Source organism: Rhodoferax koreense (assembly GCF_001955695.1).
In the GTDB taxonomy this organism is placed as follows: Bacteria; Pseudomonadota; Gammaproteobacteria; order Burkholderiales; family Burkholderiaceae_C; genus Rhodoferax_B; species Rhodoferax_B koreensis.
In genome coordinates, this window is record NZ_CP019236.1 from 5057533 (window position 1) to 5081568 (window position 24036).

The following is a 24036-nucleotide window of genomic DNA, read 5'->3' on the forward strand; positions in this document are numbered from 1 at the left end:
CGGCTGGTCCTGCTATGGGATAGATGGAGAGGAAAGGGAATCGGGTGAAGACGAGCCGCGTGGGCGGGGTTCGAACAGTTGCACGGTCTGCTCGCGGCCTTTGACCTCGAAGGCGCCGCGGTCCGTGAAGTCGAAGGCATCGGCGCACCTGCGGCGCGTCTCCTCGGAGACCAGCACGCGCGCCACGCCTTTGGTGCAGCCTTCGATGCGGCTGCACAGGTTCACCGTGTCGCCGATGGCGGTGTAGTCGAGCCGCCTGGCCGTGCCGAGGAAGCCGACCACGGCCTGGCCGGTGTGCACGCCGATGCCGATGTCGAAGCGCGCGCTCGCGTCTTCGCGGGCCATGTCCTCGCTGAAGCGCGTCAACGCGTCGCACATGTCGAGCGCGGCCTGCACCGCGAGCGCCGCATGGTCGGGCTGCTGCACCGGCGCGCTCCAGAAGGCCATGATGGCGTCGCCGATGAACTTGTCGAGCGTGCCCTGGTGGCGGAAGATCACGTCGACCTGCATCTCGAAATAACGGTTGAGGATGGCCACAATCTCTTCGGGCCGGCGGTGTTCCGACAGGCTGGTGAAGCCGCGGATGTCGGAAAACAGCACGGTGATCTCGCGGCTCGCGGAAACCTCGGCCTGCGCCACCTGGTCGGCCTCCGAAAGCCGATCGACGATGCGCGGATCGACGAAGCGCGAAAACATGGCCTGCACGTGGCGCCGCTGGCCCATCTCGGACCGCGCGGACAGCAGCCCGAAACCCAGCAAGGCGGCAGCACCCATGGCCAGGGCCGAGACCGGCATCCAGTAGAGGTTGGCGGCCAGCGCGCCATACGCCGCACCGAGCGCCGCCGCGGCAACGCCGGCGAACGCGGCCACGATCCACACCGGCGACACGCGGCCGATGAAGGACAGGCACAGGCCGGCGATGAGCGCAATGGCCAACGCAGGATTCGCCCAGCGCGGCGCGGCGCGCAGCCAATCGCCGGCCTGCAGGTTGGCCAGCCCCGTGGCCAGCAGGAACGGGCCGGGCGTGGTGGCGTCGATCGGCGTCGGCACGAAGTCCATCAGCCCGGTGGCCGTGGCGCCGATCACGATGATCTTGCCGCGCGCGTCAAACGGAAGCTTGCCGTCCCCGCTCTGGCTGGCGAGATAGGCCTGCGCATAGGGAATGCGCGTGAACTCGCTGCCGTACCAGTTGAGCCGGAACGTGGCTTCAGCCGGCTGCGGCAGCTGCAGCGCGTCGGCCACGCGGCCGATGATGTGCGGCACCCACCAGCCACCGATCTGGCGGCCGGTCTCGGTGCGCCGGCCCATGCCGTCGCGGTCCTTCACGAAGTTGATGTAGCCGGTGCGCCAGACCTCGGCCGGCAGGGCCGCCGGGCCTTCGATGCCGTAATGGGCCGCCGGGTCGGCGCCGGGCAAGGCGCGGATGCCCATGGCCTTCGGCGCCATCGACAAGGTGGCCTGGCGGGCGGCGTCTTCCATGAGGATGATCGGCACGAAAGCATGCTCGAAGGCCAGGGCCTTGGCCAGCTGCGCATCGTTTTCCGGGCGGAAACGGTCGGGCGAGGAAAGGATCAGGTCGAGCACGATGGCGCGCGGGTGCTGGGCCGCCAGCGCATTGATCAGTTCGGCGTGGATCACGCGCGGCCAGGACCACGCGCCGGCCACGTCCAGCATCTGCACGTTCTGCAGCGATGGCTGGTCGATGTCGATCAGCACCACGTCGGCCGGTGGTGTCCGGCCTTTGGCGTGCCAGCGCAGCATGCGGTCGCCGACACGGTTGTCGAGCGCATCGAGCTTGTGCCACCAGCCCAACTCCAGCGCAGCGAGCAAAGCCAGCGCCAGGCCCAGAACGCCGTAAAGCGCTTTTCGGCCGAATTTCAGGCGAATTGCATGAAGATGGAGCGAGAATTTGGTTTGCACTGATAACAAGTATCGAATGCACGCTTCCCCAGCGTCAAACCGAACCGGCCATCATGACCTCAAAATTGCTTACTTTTTGCCACAAATTTAACTTTTGACCTTGCCGGAGCGGGCCTTCGGGGCGATCCGCCTACCGCGGCACCTTGCCCACCATCGTGGCGGCACGCAGAAAATCGAAGTCGACACCCTGGTCGGCCTGGGTCACGCTGTGCAGGAACAGCTTGCGGTAGCCGCGCTCGGCCGTCGGCGCCACCACGGGGTTCGCACGCATGCGACGGGCCAATTCCTCGTCCTGCACCAGCAGGGCAATTTCGCGGTTCTTCACGCTGAGGCGGATGCGGTCGCCGTTCTGCACATGGGCCAGCGGCCCGCCAATGGCGGATTCGGGTGTGACGTGCAGCACGATGGTGCCGAAGGCCGTACCGCTCATGCGCCCGTCGGAGATGCGCACGATGTCCTTCACCCCGGCGCGCGCCAGCTTGCGCGGGATCGGGATGTAGCCGGCCTCGGGCATGCCCGGGGCGCCCTTGGGGCCGATGTTCTTCAGCACCAGCACGTCGTCGGCCGTGACGTCGAGGTCGTCGCGGTCGATGCGCGTGGCCAGGTCTTCGAGGTTCTCGAAAACGACCGCGCGGCCCTCGTGCTCCATGAGCCGGGCGTCGGCCGCGGACTGCTTGATGATGGCGCCCGCCGGAGCGAGGTTGCCGCGCAGCACCGCCATGCCGCCCTGCGGGTAGATCGGGTGGGCGATGGTGCGCACCACGTCCTGCGGAAAGCCCGGGCCGGCGCGTTCCAGCTCTTCGCCCAGGGTGCGGCCGGTGACGGTCATCGCGTCAAGCCGCAGCAAGGGCTTCAATTCGCGCAGCAGCGTGGCCATGCCACCGGCGTGGTGGAAATCCTCCATGTAATGCTGGCCCGAGGGCTTGAGGTCGAGCAGCACCGGCGTCTCGCGGCCCATGCGGTCCAGCGCATCCAGGTCGACTTCCAGGCCCATGCGGCCCGCAATGGCCGTGAGGTGCACGATGCCGTTGGTCGAGCCGCCGATGGCCAGCAGCACGCGCATGGCGTTCTCGAAGGCTGCGGGCGTGAGCACCTTGTCGATGGACAGGCCGTCGCGCGCCATCTGCACGGCCTGCGCGCCGGTCTGCTCCGCGATGCGGATGCGATCGGCGGTGACGGCCGGCGGCGATGCACCGCCGGGCACCGTCATGCCCAGCGCCTCGGCGATGCAGGCCATAGTGCTGGCCGTGCCCATCACCGAACAGGTGCCGACGCTGGCGACGAGCTGGTCGTTCACGTCGGCCACTTCCTCGGCGTCGATCTCGCCCGCGCGGTACTTGCCCCAGTAGCGGCGGCAATCGGTGCAGGCGCCGACGCGTTCGCCACGGTGGCTGCCGGTGAGCATGGAGCCGGTGATGAGCTGGATCGCCGGCAGGCCGGCCGAGGCCGCGCCCATGAGCTGGGCCGGCGCGGTCTTGTCGCAGCCGCCGATCAGCACCACCGCGTCCATGGGCTGGGCGCGCACCATTTCCTCGGTGTCCATGGCCATGAGGTTGCGCAGGTACATGCTGGTGGGCGCGGCAAAGCTCTCATGCACCGAGATGGTCGGAAAGTCCATCGGCAGGCCGCCGGCCAGCATCACGCCGCGCTTCACCGCCTCGATGAGTTGCGGCGCGTTGCCGTGGCAGGGGTTGTAGCTGCTGCCGGTGTTGGCGATGCCGATCACCGGCCGGTCGAGCGCGGCATCGGTAAACCCTGCGCCCTTGATGAAGGCCTTGCGCAGGAACAGCGAGAAACCCTGGTCGCCGTAACTCGTCAGTCCCTTGCGCATGCCGCCGGCGGGACGATGCGGGCTGTCGGCGGTGTCGCCGGGTTCGCAGGGAGATGGGGTGTCGGGCATGTCGTGGCATTCGTTGGGGTTGGTGTTCCTCACCGCATCATGCCGTGGAATCCGCCGGGCTGCCTTGCGCCAGGCCGAGCAGGAAAGCCTCGACCAGCGGCTGCGCCTTGTCGAAGTCGTAACACTCGAGCGCGCCATGCAGGACGCGGGCCTGCGTTTCCCAGGCGCCACCCCCGCAGGCCTCCAGCAGGTCTTCGCCAAGCGCGATGGCGTCCGGGTCACTGTCCTTGAGCATCACAGCGATGCGATGCAGCAGGGCGGCGACATGGCTGACGTCCGGGCGGTCGGCGCCTGCGGCGCGCTCGGGCGCCTCGATCGACCGTAGCCCATCCAGCACCGGCGCCAACGCCTGCTGCACCGCGTCCAGCAGGTCGTCGACATCCTCGCTCTCTGCATCGCATGCGCGTTCCAGCGCAGCCGCCGCGCTGGCCACGGCCATCGCCCCGATGCTGGCCGCCGTGCCCTTGAGGGTATGGGCTTCGCGCCGCGCCGTTTCAAGATCGCCCGCCCGCCGGCTCGCCACGAAGCGCTCAGCGAAACCGGCCTGCCCCTGCAGGAAGCGCAGCAGCAGGCGGCGGTACAGCGCATCGTTGCCCAGCGTGCGTGCCAGGCCGGCCGCGCTGTCAATGCCAGGCAGCAAGGGCAAGGCGGCCTCCCGAGGCACCGGCGATTGCTCGGCGCCCGACCCTGGCTCGAGCACGGGGGCGGACGCGAAAGCCGGCGCTGGATGGCGCGGCGTGACCCAGCGCGCCATGGTGGCGAACATCTCGGCCACGTCCAGCGGTTTGGCGATGTGGTCGTTCATGCCGACCGCCAGCACCCGTTCGCGGTCACCCGCCATGGCGTTGGCGGTCATGGCGATCACTGGCAGCGCGGCCCAGGCCGGGTTCTCGCGCAGCCGGGTGGTTGCGGTGAAGCCGTCCATCACCGGCATCTGGCAGTCCATCAGCACGCCGTCGAACGCCGCGTCGCGCGAGAGGATGTCGAGCGCCTCGGCGCCATGGTTGGCGACCACCACCTCGATGCCCGCGCCCTGAAGCAGGGCCAGCGCGAGCTCCTGGTTCATGGCGTTGTCCTCCACCAGCAACAGCCGCGCGCCGCGCAGGTGGCGATGGTCGCGCGGGTCGATGCCGTTGCGCCGGCGCTCGGGCCGCTCGACCAGGCCGGTGTGCCCCAGCACCAGGCCGACCTGTTCGAGCAGGCTGGACGGCGTGTAGGGTTTGACCAGCATGCCGTCGAGCGGCTGGCCGGCGCGCTGTGCCGCGACCCGGGCCTCCTCGCGGTCGTAGGCGGTGACCAGCACCACCGGCGGAGTGGCGATGGCGAGGGTCTTGCGCAGTTGTGCGATGAAACCGAGCCCGTCGAGCACCGGCATCTGCCAGTCGACCAGCACCAGGGCATGGGGCCGCCCCTCCGCGTGGGCGGCCACGGCGCAACGCAAGCCCTCGGCGCCATCGGCCGCCAGTTCGGCAACCATGCCGAAGCCGGTGAGCAGCCCGGCCATGAGTTCGCGTGCGAGCCGGTTGTCGTCGATCACCAGGACGCGCACGCCGGCCAGTTCTTCGGCATGCAGCATGCGCTGCGCGCCGGGCAGGCCGAAGGTGGCGTGGAAGTGGAAGGTGGAGCCGGCGCCGGGCACGCTTTCCACCCAGATCCGGCCCTGCATGAGCTCGACCAGGCGCCTGGAGATGGCCAGGCCCAGCCCGGTGCCGCCATAACGCCGGGTGATGGAAGCGTCCGCCTGGCTGAACGACTGGAACAGTTGCGCGCATTGCGCCGCGGTCATGCCGATGCCGGAATCCTGCACCCAGAAATGCAGCACGGTGCGCCCCTCGCCGCGCGAGACTTCCTCGATGCCGACGACCACGTCACCCGCCTCGGTGAACTTGACGGCGTTGTTGCCCAGGTTGACCAGCACCTGGCCCAGCCGCAGCGGGTCGCCCACCAAAGCCATCGGCAAGGCACCACGCAGATCGAAGTGCAGCTCCAGCCCGCTTTCCCGGGCCTTCAAACCCACCAGGCTCGCCAGGTGGTCCATGACTTCGGCCAGCTCGAAACCGATGGCCTCCACGCGCATCTTGCCCGCCTCGATCTTGGAGAAGTCGAGGATGTCGTTGATGATGCCCAGCAGGTGTTCGGAGGCGCGGTGCACCTTCTCGATGTAGTTGCGCGGCTTGTCGTCGAGCGGGAACTGCAGCGCCAGCTGCGACATGCCGATGATGGCGTTCATCGGGGTGCGGATCTCGTGGCTCATGTTGGCCAGGAAATCGCTCTTGGCCTGGGTGGCCTCTTCGGCTTTCTGCCGGGCCTCGTCCATCACGCGTTCGGCCTCGCGCGCCTGCGTCACGTCATCGAGCCAGACCAGCAGGCCGGGCCGGCCCTCGAAGCTGTGGTGCATCAGCGTGAGCAGGATGTCGCGCACCTCGCCACCGGCGGCGAACACCTGCACCGCCACGTCGCGCACCACCGGCGTGGCCTGCACCAGGCCCAGCACGCGCTCGCGGTCTGCGCGATGCACGTACATGCCGGCCACCGGCTCGCCCAGCCGCAAGCCACCCAGCTCGCGCATGTGGCGGTTGGCGAAGCGCAACAGGCCATCGACCTCGATGGCCGCGCCGATGGGTGCCGCGTCGAGCATGGACTGCAGTTGCGCCCGCTCCTCCTGCAGCAGGGCCTGTGCCTTCTTGCGTTCGCTGATGTCGGAGAAGGCGACGACCGCGCCCTGGAACGCGCCATGGCGCCGCAGGGGCGACACCACGTAGGCGGCGAAGAAACGGCTGCCGTCCTGCCGCACGAACTGCTCGTCTTCGCTGTCCACGGTTTCCAGGCGCCGCACCGCGTTCCAGTAGGGCGCACCCTGGGCCGATGGGTCGGCATCAAGCTCGGAACCGGGGCCGGCCCCCGCGCCAGTGAGCGCCCGTCCGTCGCTGCCGATCATCGCTGCCGCGTCGGCATGGCCGAGCAAGGCCGCTGCCGCGTCGTTGGCGAACGTCACCCGGCCCTGCGCATCCAGGCCGAAAATGCCTTCGGCGGTGGATTCGAGCAGCAGGCGCAGCTCGGCCTGCTTGTCCTGCAACGCGGCGGTGGCGACTTCCACGCGCCGGCTCACGACTTCGTTGGCGCGCAGTTGCCGCCACAACAGCAGGCCCATCAGCAGCGACAGCGCGCCACCTGCGCCCAGCGCGGTCCAGGCCGCGGTCTGCCGCAGCGCGCCGCCGAAGCGGGGGCTGACGATCCAGTCGATGCCCAAGGTGACGCCGGCCGTGAAGATCTGCGTGGGCACGATCAAGCGTCCGGGCTCCTCGTCTTCGACGCGCAGCCAGGGCGTGTGGCTGCCGTCGACCCGGTCGATGAACACCCGCGCCTGGATGCCGTCGGTGGCGCCGCTGAACAGGAGGCTGCCGACCATGCGCTCCAGGTCCACGGTGCCCACCACCACGATCTCGGGAGCGGAGGTCAACGCGAGGGCCACCCGCACGTAGGTGGCGTCGTTGTGCGTCACGGGCTCGGAAATGGTCCACGCGTTCGGTCGCGTGCGGGCGGATTCGAGCACGGCGATCAGCGCGCTGCCCGACTCTGGGTCGAACGGGTCGAGCAGGTGGGCCTCCGGCACGCGCTCGCTGCCCGCGCGCAGTTCCCAACGGTTGCTGCGCAGCTGGAACAGGCCGACGCCGCGCCCGAACGCATTGGCGGCGCGCGACTCCATGCTGTTGAGCGCGGTGAGAAAGCTGGATTCCTCGATGTCCGGGTTCAATTCGGCCAGCGCCGCGAGCGCGGACAGCGTACCGTAGGAAGCGTCGATGGCTTCATGCAGCGATTCGGTGAGCCGCTTGGTCTCCGCCCGCGCCCGCGCCTGCCATTGCGCCTGTTCGTCCAGCCAAAGCTGGCGCGCGACCCAACCCGAGAGCAGGAAACCACCCAGCACCACCAAGGCTGGAACCCAACGCCAGAATCTGTGGCTCATGGCGGTGATCGCTCGCGGCGGGTCGCGAATTCAGGCCTGGCTGAACGACCGACGATGCGACGAGATGGCGTTGCGGGCGCCGTCGATGGGCGAGCGGATTCCGTGCTTCATGGGTTCTCCTTGGCTGATGCGTCGCACACGACGTCCACCGGAGCTTCCCTCATCCGTCTCGCTCGGCATCGCAGCCCGCGGTTAACAATGTAAAACACTGTAACCCAATCCTTCTCCATGAAGAAGGCGGGGCGTCGGGGCGGATTCCGCCCCGATCGGCCAGGCTCACTCCACCGTCACGCTCTTCGCCAGATTGCGCGGCTTGTCCACATCCGTTCCGCGTGCGCAGGCCGTGTGGTAGGCCAGCAACTGCAGCGGCACGACGTGCAGCAACGGGGAAAGCTCGCCGTAGTGTTCGGGCATGCGGATCACGTTCAGGCCTTCTTCGCTCTGGATGTGGGTGTCGGCGTCGGCCAGCACGTAGAGCACACCGCCGCGCGCGCGGACTTCCTGCATGTTGCTCTTGAGCTTTTCGAGCAGGGCGTCGTTCGGCGCCACGGTGACCACGGGCATGTCGCTGGTCACCAGGGCCAGCGGGCCGTGCTTGAGCTCGCCTGCGGCGTAGGCCTCGGCATGGATGTAGGTGATTTCCTTGAGCTTGAGCGCGCCTTCCAGGGCGATCGGATAGTGCAGGCCGCGGCCGAGGAACAGGGCGTTTTCCTTGCTGGCGAAGTCTTCGGCCCAGCTGATGATCTGCGGCTCGAGCGCAAGCACGGCCTGCAGCGCGGCGGGCAGGTGGCGCATGGCCTTGAGGTGGCGCGCCTCTTCCGCTTCCGAGAGGCGCCCCTTGCTTTGCGCGAGCGCCAGCGTCAGCAGGAACAGGCCGGCGAGCTGCGTGGTGAAGGCCTTGGTGGAAGCCACGCCGATCTCCACGCCGGCGCGCGTGATGTAGGCCAGTTCGCATTCGCGCACCATGGCCGAGGTGGCCACGTTGCAGACCGTGAGCGTATGCGTCATGCCTTGGCTCTGGGCGTGGCGCAGTGCGGCCAGGGTGTCGGCGGTTTCACCGGACTGGGTGATGGTCACCACCAGCGTCCGGGGGTTCGGCACCGAATCGCGGTAGCGGTATTCGCTGGCGATCTCGACCTGGGTCGGAATCTTGGCGATGCTTTCCAGCCAGTACTTGGCCGCGCAGCCGCTGTAATAGCTGGTGCCGCAGGCCAGGATCAACACCGAGTCGATTTCCTTGAACACACGCCAGGCGGCCACGTGCGTGCCGTCCTCGCGCGGCTGGCCGTCGAAGAGCTCGGGCACGATGCCGATGACGCCTTCGAGCGTGTCGGCGATGGCGCGCGGCTGCTCGAAGATCTCCTTCTGCATGTAGTGGCGGTACGGGCCGAGCTCCGCGGCGCCGCTGTGCGCGCGCACGGTGCGCACCGCGCGGGTGACGGGCTTGTGCGCCTTGTCGACGATCCAGTACTTGCCGAGCTGCACGTCGACGACATCGCCTTCCTCCAGGTAGACGATCTGGTCGGTCACGCCGGCCAGGGCCATGGCGTCGCTGGCCAGGAAGTTCTCCCCGCCGCTGGCGCCGCCCGCACCCTCCTGGCCCACGCCCAGGATCAGCGGCGAGCCCGCGCGTGCGCCGACCACGCGGTGCGGCTCGTCCTTGCAGAACACGGCGATGGCATAGCCGCCGCGCAGTTGCCGCACGGTGGCCTTGACGGCTTCGAACAGGTCGCCGTCGTAGACGCTGTCGACCAGGTGGGCGATGACTTCGGTGTCGGTCTGGCTGTGGAACACATAACCCTTGGCCTGCAGCGCAGCGCGCAGTTCGTCGTGGTTCTCGATGATGCCGTTGTGCACCAGGGCCACGCGCCCGGGCCGGGTGTCGGCGTCGGCACCGGTGCCGTGGCTGAAATGGGGATGCGCGTTGTGCACGGCCGGCGCGCCGTGGGTGGCCCAGCGGGTGTGGGCGATGCCGGTGCCGCCTTCGATGTGGTCCTCGGCCACCTGGCTCATGAGTTCGGCGACCCGCGAAGTGCTGCGGGCGCGCTGCAGGCCGCCGCCTTCATGCACCGCCACGCCACAGGAGTCGTAGCCGCGGTATTCGAGCCGCTGCAGGCCCTGCACGAGGATGGGAACGATGTTTCGGGTGGATACCGCGCCGACGATGCCGCACATAAGAAGCTCCAGGTAGATTGAGGCCGCATCGTAAGGTGGATGGCCTTTGCACGGCCGTCAATTTTTCACGCTTTATGAAATCTGATTTCGTTGAAAAATTAATGGGAAATTTAATTTCAAATAAAATCATTCAATGGAATCAATCGACGTCGACGCCACCGATCTCCGCTTGCTAGATCAGCTCCAGCGCGATGCCTCGCTCAGCAACCAGGCGCTGGCCGAACGCGTGCACATTTCGCCGCCGACATGCCTTCGGCGCATCAAGCGGCTGATGGAGGCCGGGTTCATCGAGCGGCAGGTCGCCATCCTGAACACCGAGAAACTGGCGCCGACGCTGGGCTACGGCCTCACGGCGATCGTCGAGATCACGCTGGACCGGCAGGGCGCGGACCTGCTGGAAGCCTTCGAGGCGCGTGTGGCTGCCGACCAGGCGGTGCAGCAGTGCTACCGCGTATCGCCGGGGCCGGATTTCTGCCTGGTGGTGTTCGCACGGGACATGCCCGACTACCTGGCGCTGGCGCAGCGGCTGTTCACCAGCGACGCCAACGTGCGCAACGTGAAGGCCTTCTTCAGCCTGAAGCGGTCGAAATTCGAACCAGGCATTCCTCTGCAAGCCTAAGCTTCTATTTTGATAGCTGAATGCGCAGACAGATTCTGCGTTTGACGCCAATTCAGTAGTATTTTCATCGCCTATTCCCTTCTGCTTACAGGCGCTTACACCCCTGTCCTACGTGCCAAAGCATGGATGCCCTTACAGTGTGGGCATGATGACGACCTATAAAACCATCTACAAGTGCGGTCGATGCGGGACCACCAGTTACCAGCCCGTGATCGGCCGCGATGCGACCGGCGCGCTGCGGCCGACGGGGCAATACCGTTGCACGGGTTGCAAGGTCACGTTCACGGAATTCAAGGATTGGTGGGGCCACGACGGCGCGGGTCATAACGCTGCCCAACAGCCTGGCCTGGCCGCCTACCCCGCGGTCGTGGGTTGACAGCGGGCCCGGGCTTGCGTCTCGTCAACGTAGGGTAAAGCTATCGCGGCCATAGTCAGAATGGGAACTTCGGCCTTAGCACTCTATCCAATCGAGTGCTAACATTTAGCCTTAGAGAAAAGGAATCTGGTATGAACATTCAAACTGGAACCATGGCCCCCGCACTGTCTGCCGGCAATCCATGGACGCTGGTGCCGTCCCTGGGCAACCTGGACGCCTATATTTCGGCAGTCAACCGCATGCCCATGCTCACGCTCGAGCAGGAACAGCAGTACGCGCGCCAGCTCAAGGACAACAACGACGTCGATGCCGCCGGTAAGCTGGTGCTGTCCCACCTGCGCCTGGTCGTCTCCGTCGCCCGCCAATACCTCGGCTACGGCCTGCCGCATGGCGACCTCATCCAGGAAGGCAACGTCGGCCTGATGAAGGCCGTCAAGCGTTTCGACCCCGACCAGGGCGTGCGCCTGGTGAGCTACGCGCTGCACTGGATCAAGGCCGAGATTCACGAGTACATCCTGAAGAACTGGCGCATGGTCAAGGTGGCGACCACCAAGGCACAGCGCAAGCTGTTCTTCAATCTGCGGTCCATGAAGCAGGGTTTCAAGGCCGATACCGCGAATGAAGTCACGCACCGCGACACGCTGAGCGAAGGCGAGATCGAGTCGATGGCCAGCCAGCTCAACGTGAAGCGTTCCGACGTGATCGAGATGGAAACCCGCCTGTCGGGTGGCGACGTGATGCTCGATCCCGGTCCGGGCGACGACGGCGAAGACAGCTTCGGCCCGATCGCCTACCTGGCCGACACGCACCAGGAGCCGACCGCCTTGCTCGAAGCGCGCCAACGCGACACGCTGGCCAGCGACGGCATCACCAATGCGTTGAGCGAACTCGACGACCGCAGCCGCCGCATCGTGGAAGAGCGCTGGCTCAAGGTGAACGACGACGGCTCCGGCGGCATGACGCTGCACGAGTTGGCGGCCGACTACGGCGTGAGCGCCGAACGTATCCGCCAGATCGAATCGGCCGCGATGAAGAAGATGAAAAAGGCGCTGGCATACTACGCCTGACGCACCGGCTTCGTCGCCCCTCGAACGCCAGCGCCCTCCAGCGCTGGCGTTTTTTCATGGCCGCCTGCTTTCAACCGTTGTTCAACCGTTTCGCCCGCCGCCCATGTTCGCTCCAACATTTTCCCGCCGCACGGCCCTGGCGCTGGGCCTGTCCGCCATCGCCAACTGGTCCGTCGCCCAGACCGCACCCGCCGCCTGGCCGATCAAGCCGTTGAAGATCATCGTCGGCTTCCCGGCGGGCTCGTCGCCCGACCTCACGGCGCGCGCCATCGCCGAGCCGCTGGCCAGGTTGCTCGGCCAGCCGGTGATCGTGGACAACAAGGTCGGCGCGGGCGGCAACATCGGTGCGGACATCGTGGCCAAGGCTACCGACCAGCACACCATCGGCCTGATGATCAACGGCAACATGACGATCGCCAGGCTGCTGAATCCCAACATCGCCTACGACCCGCTCAAGGACCTGGCGCCGGTGAGCCTGATCGGCACCGCGCCGCTGGTGCTGGCGGCGCCCGTGGCCGTGGGCGGCACCGGCAACGCCCGGAGCTTCTTCGACGCGGCACGCGCGGCCGGCGACCGGTGGAGCTACGGCACGCCCGGCGTGGGCACCGTCGGCCATCTGGGCATGGAGTTGCTCAAGGACAAGAGCGGCATCAAGCCGGTGCACATCCCCTTCCCCGGCTACGCCCAGGTGTTCAACAGCATGCTCGGCGGCCAGATCGAACTGGCGCTGCTGCCGCCGGCACTGGCCGCGCAGCAGATCAAGGCCGGCAAGCTCAAGGCGATCGGCGTCACGTCGTACGGCCGCAGCACGCTCATGCCCGAGGTGCCGAGCCTGGCCGAAGTCGGCATCCGCGGTTTCGGGCTGGAGATCTGGAACGGTGTCGCGGCGCCGGCCTCGATGCCGCCGGCCATCGTGCACAGGCTCTCGGCGATGGTGAGCGATATCGTGCGCACGCCGGAAATGCGCGAGAAGCTGTTCAACCAGGGCTGGGTGGTGGTTGGCTCCTCCGCCGAGGGCCTGGCCAACCGCATCAAGGCCGACACGGCCGAGATGGGTGCGTTGATCCGCTCGCGCGGCATCAAGGCGGAGTAAAAGGCCCCGGCTGGACCTTCAGCTGGATTGCTTGAGCAACTGCTTCAGGTCCGACGACAGGGCCTGCGCGCCGCTGCCGTAACGCGCGTACAGCCGCAGCCGGCCCTGCGTGTCGTAGACGTAGCTGCCGGCCGAGTGGTCCATGCTGTAGCTGGTGGGTGTCTTGCCGTCGACCTTCTTGTAGTAGATCTTGAAGTCCTTCGCCACGGCCACGAGCTGCTCGGGCGTCGGCCGCAAGGCGATGAAGCTCGGGTCGAAGTTGCCCATGTAGGCTTTGAGCACCTCCGGCGTATCGCGCTCCGGGTCGACGGTGATGAAGACGCCCTGCAGCTTGCCGGCATCGGCGCCGAGCGAAGCCTTGACCTCGGCGAGTTCGGCCATGGACGTCGGGCAGACGTCGGGGCACTGGGTGTAGCCGAAGAACACCACCACCATCTTGCCCTTGAAGTCCTTCAGGCTGCGCGGCTGGCCGGTGTGGTCGGTGAGCTGGAAATCGCGCGCATAGTCGGCGCCGGTCAGGTCGATGGCATTGAAGTTCGGCTTGGTTTCGGAGCAAGCACCCAAAAGGCCTGCCACGCCCACCACAACGGCGCAGGCAGCTATTTTTTTGATAGCATCTCGTTTGTTCATGGCAGCACGCATCGGATCAGAGGACATAGTGGTCGACGAGCAGGGCCGCGAACAGCACACTCAGGTGGATCAGGGAAAAACGGAAGGTCTTGCGCGCCAGCGCGTCCGAATAGTTGCGCCACAGCGCCACGGCATAGCCGCAGAAGCCGATGGAGAGCGCGATCGCAACCACCAGGTACAGCCAGGAACTCATGCCGTAGATGAACGGCATCAGGCAGGCGGCGAACAGGATCAGCGTGTAGAGCAGGATCTGCAGCCGCGTGAACTCGTTGCCGTGCGTCACCGGCAGCATCGGCAGGCCGGACTTGCGGTAGTCCTCCACGCGGTACAGCGCCAGCGCCCAGAAATGCGGCGGCGTCCACAGGAAGATGATGAGGAACAGGATCAGCGCCTCGGGGCCGACCTCGCCGGTCATCGCGGCCCAGCCCAGCACGGGCGGCATGGCGCCGGACGCACCGCCGATCACGATGTTCTGCGGCGTGAGCGGCTTCAGGATCACCGTGTAGACGATGGCATAACCGACGAAGGTGGCGAAGGTGAGCCACATGGTCAGCGGGTTGACCAGGAAGTACAGGATGCTCGAGCCGGCCGCGCACAACACGGCCGAGAACAGCAGCGTCTGCCAGTCCTGCAGTTCGTGCTTGGCCGTGGGCCGCCAGGCCGTGCGTTTCATCTTGGCGTCGATGCCCTGCTCGACGATGCAGTTGAAGGCCGCGGCCGCGCCCGCCACGAGCCAGATGCCGGCGCAGGCGATCAGGCCGAGCTGCAGTTCGGCCAGCGAAGGCAGGCCCGGCACGGCCAGCACCATGCCGATCAGCGCGCAGAACACGATGAGCTGCACCACGCGCGGCTTGGTCAGCGAATAGAACTGGCGGATGCGCGAAGGCGCGCGCAGCGTGGGCGCACCCGGGGCCGCGGGAGGGACAGGGGAAACGGGATCAACGGCACTCATGCAAGAGGTCTCGGAACATTCATTCGGGAAGCGGCGGCGTCGGCCGAGGCCGCAGGCAGGGGAATAGCGCGGCTGGTGCACACCGCCCAGGTGAACACCACCACCAGCGCCGCGGCGCCGCCGGTATGCGACACCGCAGCCACCAGCGGCCAGTCGAGCACCACGTTGCTCAGGCCGGTGGCGAACTGCCACGCGGCCAGGATGAGCAGCCAGCGCGCCGGGCCGGGCAGCACCTTGCCCGCCCGCAGGCGCCAGGCCAGCACCAGCATCGCCGCCAGCACCACGTAGGCCATCAGCCGGTGCACGTAGTGGATCGCCGTCAGCGCGGCGAAGCTGATGTGGCTGCCATCCTGCAGCCGGCCGAGCGCGCGCCAGAACTCGAAGCCCTGGGTGAAGTTCATGTCGGGCCACCAGCTGCCCTGGCACATCGGGAACGTGCTGCAGGCCAGCACCGCGTAATTGGTGCTGACCCAGCCACCCAGCGCGATCTGCACCACGAGCAGCGCGAAGGTCGCCAGCAGCAGGCCGCGCAGCGCCGGCGCCACGGCCTCGGGCCGCTGCCGGCCATCGGCCTGGGCGTAGCGCAGCGACTGCACGCACAACAAGGCCAGCAGCGCCAGGCCGCCGAGCAGGTGCAGGGTGACGATGACCGGGAACAGCTTCATGGTCACGGTGAGCGCGCCGAACGCGCCCTGCAGGCACACCCACAGCAGCGTGAAGGTCGGCCACCATGGGCTGACCGCGCTGCGCGCCGAGCCACGGTTGCGCCGGTATTCGACCCAGCTCACCACGGCGAGCGTGAGGATCAACACGCCGACGCCCGTGGCCAGGTAGCGGTGCACCATCTCGATCCAGGCCTTGCCGTGCGTGACCGGACCGGTGGGCATGGCCGACTGCGCCGCGGCGATGTCGGCATGCGCGCCGACCGGGCTCGCGTTGCCGTAGCAGCCGGGCCAGTCGGGGCAGCCCAGGCCGGAATCGGTGAGCCGCGTGAAGGCGCCGAACAGCACCAGGTCGAAGGTCAGGAACAGCGTGAGCACGGTCAGGGCCTGCAACCGGCGCGTGGTGGACGCCCGCTGGTTGCGCACCCACACCCAGCCCAGCGGACCGAGCGCCACCACCACGCCCATCAGCATGATGCGTGCGATCGGCGACAGGTCGTAAAGGTCCTGGCTGCTCATCTTCCTGGCTCGTCCCAGGCCGCGGAGGCGCGCAAGAGGCGGTCGATGTCGCGCTTGGCCTTTGCGGCGCCAGCCATGTCGAGTTGTGCCGGGAAGCGCAGCATCCAGTTGCCCATCGGGTCGACCACGTACAGGTGGTCGGGCAGCAGGTGGCCGACCGCGGGCGACAGCCACTGGGCGATCTGCAGTTCACCGACACGCAGCACCGTGGCCCCCTTCACCGCGGGCAGCAGGGCTTCGCGCACCGGCTCGGCGTCGCTCACCAGCCAGACCCAGTCGAGCCGGTCTTTCTCGCGGCCCAGGCTTTCGCGGATCTGGCGCTGCAGGTACAGGTGCTTTTCGCACGCCGCGTCACAGGCGCCGCCGGCCGTGCTGATCAGCAGCCACTGGCCCTTGAGCGCCTGCAGGTTCTGCGGCTTGCCGTCCATGCCCATGACCACCTGGTCGGGCACGGGGCGTGGCGGCTGGATCAGTTCGCCGAACACGCTGCGGCCTTCGGGGCGGATCACGTAGAACGTGAGGTAGGAGGCGATGACCGGCGCGGCGCACACCAGCATCACGGCCAGCATCTTCCAGCGGCCGGAAATGCGGCGGCGCGGATGGCCGTCGATCACCTCCTGCGGAGTGGGCATGGTATGCACGGTCAGCCCCAGCGGCTGGTCGCCGGATGGCAGATCACTGGCGCCTGCGCGGGAGAAAGTAGCGTCGGACAATTTGGAACCAGACATAAAGAAAAACGATGAGGGTGGCCAGCCCGAACCACTGGAACGCATAGCCGTAGTGCTTCTCGACCCCGAGGTTGGCCGCAGGCCAGTCCCGCTGCAACGGCCCACCCGTTTCGTCGGCGCCGGTCTGCAGCAGCGATACCGGCAGCAGCGGCAAGCCGGTCTCCGCCGCAAATGCCGCCATGTCGAGATTTTGCCGGATGGCGCCACCCTGCCCGCCCCCGAACTCATAAAGCTTGCCGGGCGGCGGGGCCATCCGGCCGCGCACCTCGACCTCTCCCGCCGGGCTGTCGATCGTCGGCAGCGCCGTGCGGTCGACGAAATTGCGTGGCACCCAGCCGCGTTGCACGAGTAGGACTGCGCCGCCGCCGGGAAGTTGCAGCGGCGTCAGCACATCGAAGCCGGGTTGACCATGCATCTGCCGGTTGTCCAGGAACACCGTGTAGCGCGGCAGCCAGCGGCCGCGTGCCACGGCCTGACGGTGTTCCAGGGCGACGAGTTCCGGCGCACCGGGCAGGGCGCGGGACAGGTCGATGGCGGGAAGGCGGTTCTGCGCGTCGATGGCGGCCTGCAGGGCTTCCTTCTGCGCGGCGCGCGACAGTTGCCAGCGGCCGAGCGAAACGGTCGCGGCCAGGCCCAGCAGGGCCGCCACTGTCATCAGCCAGAACCGCGTTCGCGCGCTCACGGGATAATGCAGCCCATGTTGTACCTCGCCGCCGCCGCATTCGCCGCCATCTTCCTCAGCCTGGCCGCGGCCCTGTATTTCATGCTCAGGGGTGGACAGGACGACGATGCGCAGTCCCGCCCGAAGGCCGGCCGCATGGCGCGGGCGCTGGCGTTTCGCATCGGCTTTTCGGTGTTGCTGTTCATTTGCATCCTGGTGGGCTGGAAACTCGGCTATCTGCATCCGACCGGCATACCGACGGGCAAGTAGGCGGCCAACAAAAAAGCGCCGAAGCGGCGCTTTTTCGGGGGTCAGTCACCGCGGATCACATCCAGTAGACCACGACGTACAGGCCGAGCCAGACCACGTCGACGAAGTGCCAGTACCAGGCCGCACCTTCGAAGCCGAAGTGTTTTTCCGGCGTGAAGTGGCCCTTCATCAGCCGCAGCGTGATGAACAGCAGCATCAACATGCCGACGAACACGTGAAAGCCGTGGAAGCCGGTCAGCAGGAAAAACGTGGAGCCGTAGACGCCAGAGCTCAGCTTCAGGTTCAACTCGCTGTACGCGTGGAAGTATTCGTAGCCCTGCACACACAGGAACACGAAGCCCAGGATCACCGTGGCCCACATGAACAGGATGGTCTTGCTGCGCTGGCCGGCGATCAGCGCATGGTGCGCAATCGTCAAGGTCACGCCCGAACTCAGCAGCAGCGCGGTGTTGATGGTCGGCAGCCAGAACGGCGTCATGGTGGTGAACGGCTCGATGGTGCCGGCCGGCGACGCGGTCACGCCGGCGGCCAGGCTGGGCCAGACAGCCTTGAAGTCAGGCCAGAGCAGCGCGTTGTCGAGGCTGCCCAGCGCCGGCACCGAATGGGAACGGGCCCACCACAGCGCGGTGAAGAATGCGCCGAAGAACATCACTTCCGAGAAGATGAACCAACTCATGCTCCAGCGGAACGACAGGTCGATCTTGTGGCCGTACAGCCCGCCTTCGCTTTCGCCGATCGCGTCGCGGAACCACTGGAACAAAACGCCCCACCAGAACAGCATGCCGAAGGCCAGAGACCATTTGCCCCAGTCGGCACCGTTGATCCACTGGGCCGCGCCGAGGATCACGAAGAACAGGCCGAGCGCCGCCATCGCCGGATGGCGCGATGGACCTGGCACAAAATAATAGGGCGTTGCGCCGTGTGCAGTTGAACTCATTTCAGCTCCTCATTCTCTTCTGAAGTCTTTTCTCATCTTTTCGCAGACCCGACCCATCACCCGGGAACAGGCTACTTCGCCACCACCCAATTGACCAGCACGATCAAACCCACCACGATCACCAGCACCGTCACCAGACCGACCACGATCAGGTGCAGCGGATTGATCTTCACCAGATCGCTCTCGAAACCGCTGCGCTTGCGAATCCCCACCAGCCCCCAGCCGACCGCCTTGATGGTCGACCACAACGATCCTTTGCCTTCGGCCGGCTCGCTCATCGCATGAACCTCAGGAACCCTTGGCGGGCGCGACCATCTTGCTCGCGTCCGCGGTGGATTCCGGCGCCGGCGGCGTCTTGCCCCCGACTTCGAAGAAGGTGTAGGACAACGTGATCGTGGTCACGTCCTTCGACAGCTTTGGGTCGATCACGAAGGCCACCGGCCACTGCTTCTTTTCGCCGGGATCAAGCGTGTACTGGTTGAAGCAGAAGCATTCGAGCTTGTTGAAATGCGCCTGGGCCTGGCGCGGCGCGTAGCTCGGAATCGCCTGGGCCGCCATGCGCCGGTTCTGCGTGTTCTGGAATTCGTACATCACCGTCGTTAGCTCGCCCGGATGCACTTGCACCGAGCGCTTCTCCGGCTTGAACTCCCACGGACCGCGTGAATTCGCATCGAACTCCACCGTGATCGTGCGGCTCATGTCGACCTGGGTGTTGGTGGGCAACTTCACGTTCTTGCCCGCGTTGCCGACACCGGGTACTTCGCGCTCGGCCAAGGCCAGGATGTTGATGCCGGTCATCTCGCAGATGGCGTTGTAGATCGGCACCAGCGCGTAGCCGAACGCGAACATGCCGGCCGCCACCACGGCGAGCTTGCCGACCATCTTGGCGTTTTCGGTGCGGATGTTCATGACGGTGGCCTAGCGGCTCAGCAGGATCATCTTGACCATGAAGCCGACAAAGAAGGCCAGGGCCACGGACGCCAGGATCAGGCCGGTGCGGCGGTTGTTCTTTTTCTGTTCGGGCGTCATGGGTGAAGTGCCTTCAGCCGATCACGCGGGTCGCGGTGGCGTCGAGCTTGGGCGGATTCTCGAAGGTGTGGAACGGTGCAGGGGACGGCACTTCCCATTCCAGTCCTTCGGCGGCTTCCCATGGCTTTTGCGGCGCCTTCTCGCCCTTGCCGAGCATGCAGGGCAGGACGATGAAGAAGAAGAAATACACCTGCGCCAGGCCGAAGGCAAAAGCACCTACGGATGCGATCGCATTGAAGTCGGCGAACTGCATCGGGTAGTCGGCGTAACGGCGCGGCATACCGGCCAGGCCCAGGAAGTGCATCGGGAAGAAGGTCACGTTGAACGCGATCAGCGACCACCAGAAGTGGATCTTGCCGCGCGCTTCGTTGTACATCACGCCGGTCCACTTCGGGCTCCAGTAGTAGAAGCCGGCGAACATGGCATACAGCGAGCCGGCCACCAGCACATAGTGGAAGTGGGCCACGACGTAGTAGGTGTCCTGCAGCTGGATGTCGATCGGTGCCACGGCCAGGATCAGGCCGGTGAAGCCGCCCATGGTGAACACGAAGATGAAGCCGACGGCAAACAGCATCGGCGTCTCGAAGGTCATCGAGCCCTGCCACATGGTGGCGATCCAGTTGAATATCTTCACGGCGGTGGGCACGGCGATCAGCATCGTGGCGTACATGAAGAACAGCTGGCCCGTCACCGGCATGCCGGTGGTGAACATGTGATGCGCCCAGACGATGAACGAAAGGATCGCGATCGACGAGGTGGCATAGACCATGGAGGCGTAGCCGAACAGCTTCTTGCGCGCGAAGGCCGGCACGATCTGGCTGATGATGCCGAAGGCCGGCAGGATCATGATGTAGACCTCGGGATGGCCAAAGAACCAGAAGATGTGCTGGTACATCACCGGGTCGCCGCCGCCGGCGGGGTTGAAGAAGCTGGTGCCGAAGTGGCGGTCGGTCAGCGTCATGGTGATGGCACCGGCCAGCACGGGCATCACGGCAATCAGCAGGTAGGCGGTGATGAGCCAGGTCCAGCAGAACATCGGCATCTTCATCAGCGTCATGCCGGGGGCGCGCATGTTGAGGATGGTGACGATGATGTTGATCGAACCCATGATGGACGAGGCGCCCAGGATGTGCATGGCGAAGATGCCGGCGTCCATCGACGGGCCCATCTGCAGCGTGAGCGGCGCGTACAGCGTCCAGCCGGCCGCGGGCGCGCCGCCGGGCATGAAGAACGAACTCACCAGGGTCACGGCGGCGGGAATCATCAACCAGAAGCTGAAGTTGTTCATGCGCGCGAAGGCCATGTCGGAGGCGCCGATCTGCAGCGGGATCATCCAGTTGGCGAAGCCCACGAAGGCCGGCATGATCGCGCCGAACACCATGATCAGCCCGTGCATGGTGGTGAGCTGGTTGAACAGCTCGGGATTGACCAGTTGCAGTCCGGGCTGGAACAACTCTGCGCGGATCAGCAGTGCCAGCACGCCGCCCACCATCAGCATGGTGAAGCTGAACAGCAGATACAGCGTGCCGATGTCCTTGTGGTTGGTGGCGAACACCCAGCGGCGCCAGCCCGTGGGCGCGTGGTGGTGGTCGTCATGGGCGTGGTCGTCGTGGCCGTGGGGGAGAACTGCACTCATCTGGATTCCTTGTCTAGTCTTTGCCGTGGTGTCGCGCTGCGGGCTTACTTGCCACGCTGGGCCAGCACTTCAGCCGGCTGCACCAATTGGCCTGTCTTGTTCGACCAGTTGTTTTTGGTATAGGTGATGACGGAGGCGATGTCGGTGTCGCTCAGTTGTTTCCACGACGGCATCGCACCATTGTTCTGGCCGTTCAGCAGCACATGGATCTGTTTGTTGTGGTCGGCGTCGAGCACCACGGCCGCACCGTCCAGCGGCTTGATCGGGCCGGCGCCCTTGCCGTTGGCCTGGTGGCAGGCCGCGCAGTTGGCCGCATAGACCTTCTCGCCGCGCTTGAGGATGTCGTCGAGCGTCCAGACCTTGTTCGGGTCGTCGAGCTTGGCGGCCGCCTTCTTCTTCTCGACGTCGACCCACTTCGTGTAGTCCTCGGCGGACACCACCTTCACGTGGATCGGCATGTACGCATGCTCCTTGCCGCACAGCTCGGCGCACTGGCCGTAGTAGCTGCCGATCTTCTCGGCGCGGAACCAGGTGTCGCGCACGAAGCCGGGGATCGCGTCCTGCTTGATGCCGAAGGCCGGCACCATGAAGGCGTGGATCACGTCGTTGGCCGTGGTGATGATGCGCACCTTCTTGTTCACGGGCACCACCAAAGCGTTGTCGACCTTCAGCAAATAGTCGTCGGCGGCCTTGCTCACGTCGCCGCTGTTGGACATGGCGCGTTGCGAGGCATCGAGCGTGGACACGAAGCCGATGCCCTCGCCTTCGCCCTTGAGGTAGTCGTAGCCCCACTTCCATTGCATGCCGGTGGCCTTGATGGTCAGGTCGGCGTTGGTGGTGTCCTTCAGGGCCACCACCACCTTGGTGGCCGGCAGGGCCATCAGGATCACGATGACAAAGGGGACGATGGTCCAGATGATTTCGACCACCACCGACTCGTGGAAGTTGGCCGCCTTGTAGCCCTTGGACTTGCGGTGCTTCCAGATGGAATAGAACATCACGCCGAAGACCGCGATGAAGATCACGGTGCAGACGATGAGCATGAACCAGTGCAGCCATTGCTGCTCCTCGGCGATCTTGGTCACGGCAGGGCCAAGATTGAGCTGACGCACGGCGGGCCCGCCCGGCAGATCGCTCACGGCGTGGGCCGCCGTGCTGAACCAGGCACCGCCCGCCACGCCCAGCGCGGAGATCAGTGAAGCGAACTTGAACTTTTTATGCATCATCTTCATCGTGTTCATTTATTCAACAGCTCGATCGAACCCATTTGTCTGCCCCATCCGCTCGCCCCCCGGCCCGCGCGCATCACGCACCGCGCAGGGCCATGCGGATCTCCCGGGCCAGTGCCGGCCGCAGTTCCGGCCTGACATAGCGCCCCACCTCCACCGACCGCCCCCGCCCCGACACCTCGATCAACGAGTGGTCGCCGGCCTTGGGTTCGATGCGTACCCATTCGCGCTGGAACTCTGCCCGCTCGAGCCGGCCGGCGTTTTCCAGCTCGACCACCAGTTGGCCGTCCTGCAGCGAAATCTTTTCCCCGTCCGTGGCATGGCGCGCATAGACCATGAAGGCCAGCCCCACCACCGCCAGTTCCAGCCAGGCGAACGGCATGATCAGCCTGGCGCCCTGCACCCAGAAGAACGTCCCGATGCCGAGCGACACCACGCAGATCGAGGCGTACAGCCAGCCCAGCTGCGCCGGTGTCACCGAGCAGTTGCGCTTCAGGAACCAGTGGATGTTCTGGCCCGAAACAGTGGCGAAACGAAATACCAGGTTCGACACGGTTGACGCTCACAAAACTCGGTGGATCGCCCGGACCTGTATTCGGTCCTATGTGTGAACTCATCCGCCGACTGCGTGGGGAGATACCCAAAATCTATTTACAACTCTTGATTGTAGCCATGGTTACCCCATGGGCTCCCCGTGGCACGGCGGCCCGTGGTGGATTTCCGACGGCGGGAAAACCCTGTACCGCCTCGCCGAATGCCCGCTACGAAGCGCCCGGCGGGCCGCGCTGCAGCATGTCGCGCATGTCACGCAGCGATATCGCACTTTGCGCATCGAGCCTGAGCCGCGGTTTCGGCTTGAGCGCATGGCCATAGATCAGCTCGAAGGTCATCGACAGCCGACCCTGCCCCTCGGCATCGGCGAGTTGCCGGGCCAGCGCCTGCTCCAGATCCGCGCGCCAGGCTTTGCCGCGCAGCGCCGGGAAGCGTCCAGGATGCAGGTTGCGGCCGATCTCGCGCAGGTCCAGCAGCAGCCTGGCGGCCGTCGCGTAGCTCAGGTGGATGCGCTCCATGTCCATCACCGGCTCGGCGAAGCCCGCAGCGACCAGCATGTCGCCCCAGTCGTGCATGTCGGTGAATTCGTTGCCCGGCGCGGGCCAGCCCATCGCCTCGTAGACGGCGCGCAGCTCCAGCGCCGTGTCGGGGCCGAGGCAGGAGAACATCAGGAAGCCGTCGACCGCGAGCGCGCGGTGCCACTGCGCCATCAGCGCCTGCGGATCGGCCGCGCTGTGCAGCAGCATGTTGGCCCAGAGCATCTGCACGCTGCTGTCCGGCGGCAGTTCGGCGCGTTGCGCACCGGCCTTCCAGCGGGCCGCCGTCCACCATGGTTTTGCTACAGATTGAATAGCTATCTGCGCTTGATCCGCGTGCCCCTCCACCACATAACATGTGGCTTCTGGGTAGCGCGCCGAAAGCAGGCCATGCGCCTGCAGGCCGCCGCGCACGGGGCGCCAGTGGGCCCAGGCCTTGGGCTGCAGCTTGATCCACTGCAAGCGGTCTTCCATGCGCCGCGCCACTTCTTCGTGCAGCCAGGGCGAAGCGGCCGTGCGCAGGCCCGCCCAGCGCGCGGCGGCCTGGGGGTCGATGGTGGGGGGAAGTTCGGTGGGCATCG

Annotated in this window: 22 protein-coding genes; 5 read left to right on the forward strand and 17 right to left on the reverse strand. The window is 66.3% G+C overall.

Annotation, left to right across the window (positions count from 1 at the left end):
- Positions 1-12 precede the first annotated feature (12 nt).
- From RD110_RS23400 to glmS, 4 genes are all read right to left on the reverse strand, one after another.
- Positions 13-1920, reverse strand: coding sequence for an adenylate/guanylate cyclase domain-containing protein (locus RD110_RS23400; protein WP_083686520.1), 1908 nt, complete (start codon positions 1918-1920; stop codon positions 13-15).
- A gap of 130 nt (positions 1921-2050) precedes the next feature.
- Positions 2051-3820, reverse strand: a complete 1770-nt coding sequence (locus RD110_RS23405) for an IlvD/Edd family dehydratase (RefSeq protein WP_076205561.1) — start codon at positions 3818-3820, stop codon at positions 2051-2053.
- Between the two features lie 37 nt (positions 3821-3857).
- Positions 3858-7784, reverse strand: coding sequence for a hybrid sensor histidine kinase/response regulator (locus RD110_RS23410; protein ID WP_083686521.1), 3927 nt, complete (start codon positions 7782-7784; stop codon positions 3858-3860).
- A 276-nt stretch (positions 7785-8060) separates the two neighbouring features.
- Positions 8061-9959 carry a glutamine--fructose-6-phosphate transaminase (isomerizing) gene (glmS, locus tag RD110_RS23415; RefSeq protein WP_076202444.1) on the reverse strand — a complete coding sequence of 633 codons (1899 nt, stop codon included), beginning with the start codon at positions 9957-9959 and terminating at the stop codon, positions 8061-8063.
- 133 nt (positions 9960-10092) lie between these two features.
- Between glmS and RD110_RS23420 the strand changes: the two genes are divergently transcribed.
- The 4 genes from RD110_RS23420 to RD110_RS23435 all read left to right on the forward strand — a co-directional run bounded on the left by RD110_RS23420 (position 10093) and on the right by RD110_RS23435 (position 13114).
- On the forward strand, positions 10093-10578 hold the full coding sequence (locus tag RD110_RS23420) for an Lrp/AsnC family transcriptional regulator (protein WP_076202447.1): 486 nt from the start codon (positions 10093-10095) through the stop codon (positions 10576-10578).
- A 145-nt stretch (positions 10579-10723) separates the two neighbouring features.
- Positions 10724-10954, forward strand: a complete 231-nt coding sequence (locus RD110_RS23425; protein ID WP_076202450.1) for a hypothetical protein — start codon at positions 10724-10726, stop codon at positions 10952-10954.
- Positions 10955-11085: 131 nt separating this feature from the next.
- The gene (gene rpoH, locus RD110_RS23430; protein ID WP_076202453.1) at positions 11086-12021 is read left to right on the forward strand and encodes an RNA polymerase sigma factor RpoH; all 936 of its coding nucleotides are present in this window, start codon (positions 11086-11088) and stop codon (positions 12019-12021) included.
- Positions 12022-12124: 103 nt separating this feature from the next.
- Positions 12125-13114: a Bug family tripartite tricarboxylate transporter substrate binding protein gene (locus tag RD110_RS23435; protein ID WP_076202456.1), complete on the forward strand. Its 990-nt coding sequence runs from the start codon at positions 12125-12127 to the stop codon at positions 13112-13114.
- 18 nt (positions 13115-13132) lie between these two features.
- On the opposite strand, the gene RD110_RS23440 is transcribed toward RD110_RS23435, so the two are convergent.
- From RD110_RS23440 to RD110_RS23460, 5 genes are read right to left on the reverse strand one after another with little or no spacing between them, the layout of a single operon-like run.
- Positions 13133-13744, reverse strand: coding sequence for an SCO family protein (locus RD110_RS23440; RefSeq protein ID WP_239467107.1), 612 nt, complete (start codon positions 13742-13744; stop codon positions 13133-13135).
- 16 nt (positions 13745-13760) lie between these two features.
- The gene (gene cyoE / locus RD110_RS23445) at positions 13761-14696 is read right to left on the reverse strand and encodes a heme o synthase (protein WP_076202459.1); all 936 of its coding nucleotides are present in this window, start codon (positions 14694-14696) and stop codon (positions 13761-13763) included.
- Complete coding sequence (locus tag RD110_RS23450) at positions 14693-15877, reverse strand: COX15/CtaA family protein (RefSeq protein WP_076202461.1); 1185 nt, start codon at positions 15875-15877, stop codon at positions 14693-14695. The genes cyoE and RD110_RS23450 overlap by 4 nt, the downstream gene beginning before the upstream one ends.
- Positions 15874-16605 (reverse strand): hypothetical protein, encoded by a 732-nt coding sequence (locus RD110_RS23455; RefSeq protein ID WP_083686525.1) that lies wholly within the window; start codon positions 16603-16605, stop codon positions 15874-15876. The genes RD110_RS23450 and RD110_RS23455 overlap by 4 nt, the downstream gene beginning before the upstream one ends.
- A complete protein-coding gene (locus RD110_RS23460) occupies positions 16553-17260 on the reverse strand; it encodes an SURF1 family protein (protein ID WP_076202464.1) in 708 nt (235 codons plus the stop codon). Before RD110_RS23460 ends, RD110_RS23455 begins: the two co-directional genes overlap by 53 nt.
- Before the next feature lie 42 nt (positions 17261-17302).
- Between RD110_RS23460 and RD110_RS23465 the strand changes: the two genes are divergently transcribed.
- Positions 17303-17536 carry a twin transmembrane helix small protein gene (locus tag RD110_RS23465; protein ID WP_204250001.1) on the forward strand — a complete coding sequence of 78 codons (234 nt, stop codon included), beginning with the start codon at positions 17303-17305 and terminating at the stop codon, positions 17534-17536.
- 55 nt (positions 17537-17591) lie between these two features.
- On the opposite strand, the gene RD110_RS23470 is transcribed toward RD110_RS23465, so the two are convergent.
- The 8 genes from RD110_RS23470 to RD110_RS23500 all read right to left on the reverse strand — a co-directional run bounded on the left by RD110_RS23470 (position 17592) and on the right by RD110_RS23500 (position 24034).
- Positions 17592-18473, reverse strand: a complete 882-nt coding sequence (locus RD110_RS23470) for a cytochrome c oxidase subunit 3 (protein ID WP_076202469.1) — start codon at positions 18471-18473, stop codon at positions 17592-17594.
- Positions 18474-18544: 71 nt separating this feature from the next.
- Positions 18545-18751, reverse strand: a complete 207-nt coding sequence (locus RD110_RS23475; protein WP_076202472.1) for a DUF2970 domain-containing protein — start codon at positions 18749-18751, stop codon at positions 18545-18547.
- Positions 18752-18761: 10 nt separating this feature from the next.
- Complete coding sequence (locus RD110_RS23480) at positions 18762-19382, reverse strand: cytochrome c oxidase assembly protein (protein WP_076202474.1); 621 nt, start codon at positions 19380-19382, stop codon at positions 18762-18764.
- A gap of 9 nt (positions 19383-19391) precedes the next feature.
- Positions 19392-19502 (reverse strand): cytochrome oxidase small assembly protein, encoded by a 111-nt coding sequence (locus RD110_RS28710; RefSeq protein ID WP_239467108.1) that lies wholly within the window; start codon positions 19500-19502, stop codon positions 19392-19394.
- Between the two features lie 13 nt (positions 19503-19515).
- Positions 19516-21138 (reverse strand): cytochrome c oxidase subunit I, encoded by a 1623-nt coding sequence (ctaD, locus tag RD110_RS23485; RefSeq protein ID WP_076202477.1) that lies wholly within the window; start codon positions 21136-21138, stop codon positions 19516-19518.
- Positions 21139-21182: 44 nt separating this feature from the next.
- A complete protein-coding gene (gene coxB / locus RD110_RS23490; RefSeq protein ID WP_394329463.1) occupies positions 21183-22361 on the reverse strand; it encodes a cytochrome c oxidase subunit II in 1179 nt (392 codons plus the stop codon).
- Positions 22362-22443: 82 nt separating this feature from the next.
- The gene (locus tag RD110_RS23495) at positions 22444-22920 is read right to left on the reverse strand and encodes a DUF2244 domain-containing protein (protein WP_076202480.1); all 477 of its coding nucleotides are present in this window, start codon (positions 22918-22920) and stop codon (positions 22444-22446) included.
- A 208-nt stretch (positions 22921-23128) separates the two neighbouring features.
- The gene (locus tag RD110_RS23500) at positions 23129-24034 is read right to left on the reverse strand and encodes a class I SAM-dependent methyltransferase (protein WP_076202483.1); all 906 of its coding nucleotides are present in this window, start codon (positions 24032-24034) and stop codon (positions 23129-23131) included.
- Between the last annotated feature and the right edge of the window lie 2 nt (positions 24035-24036).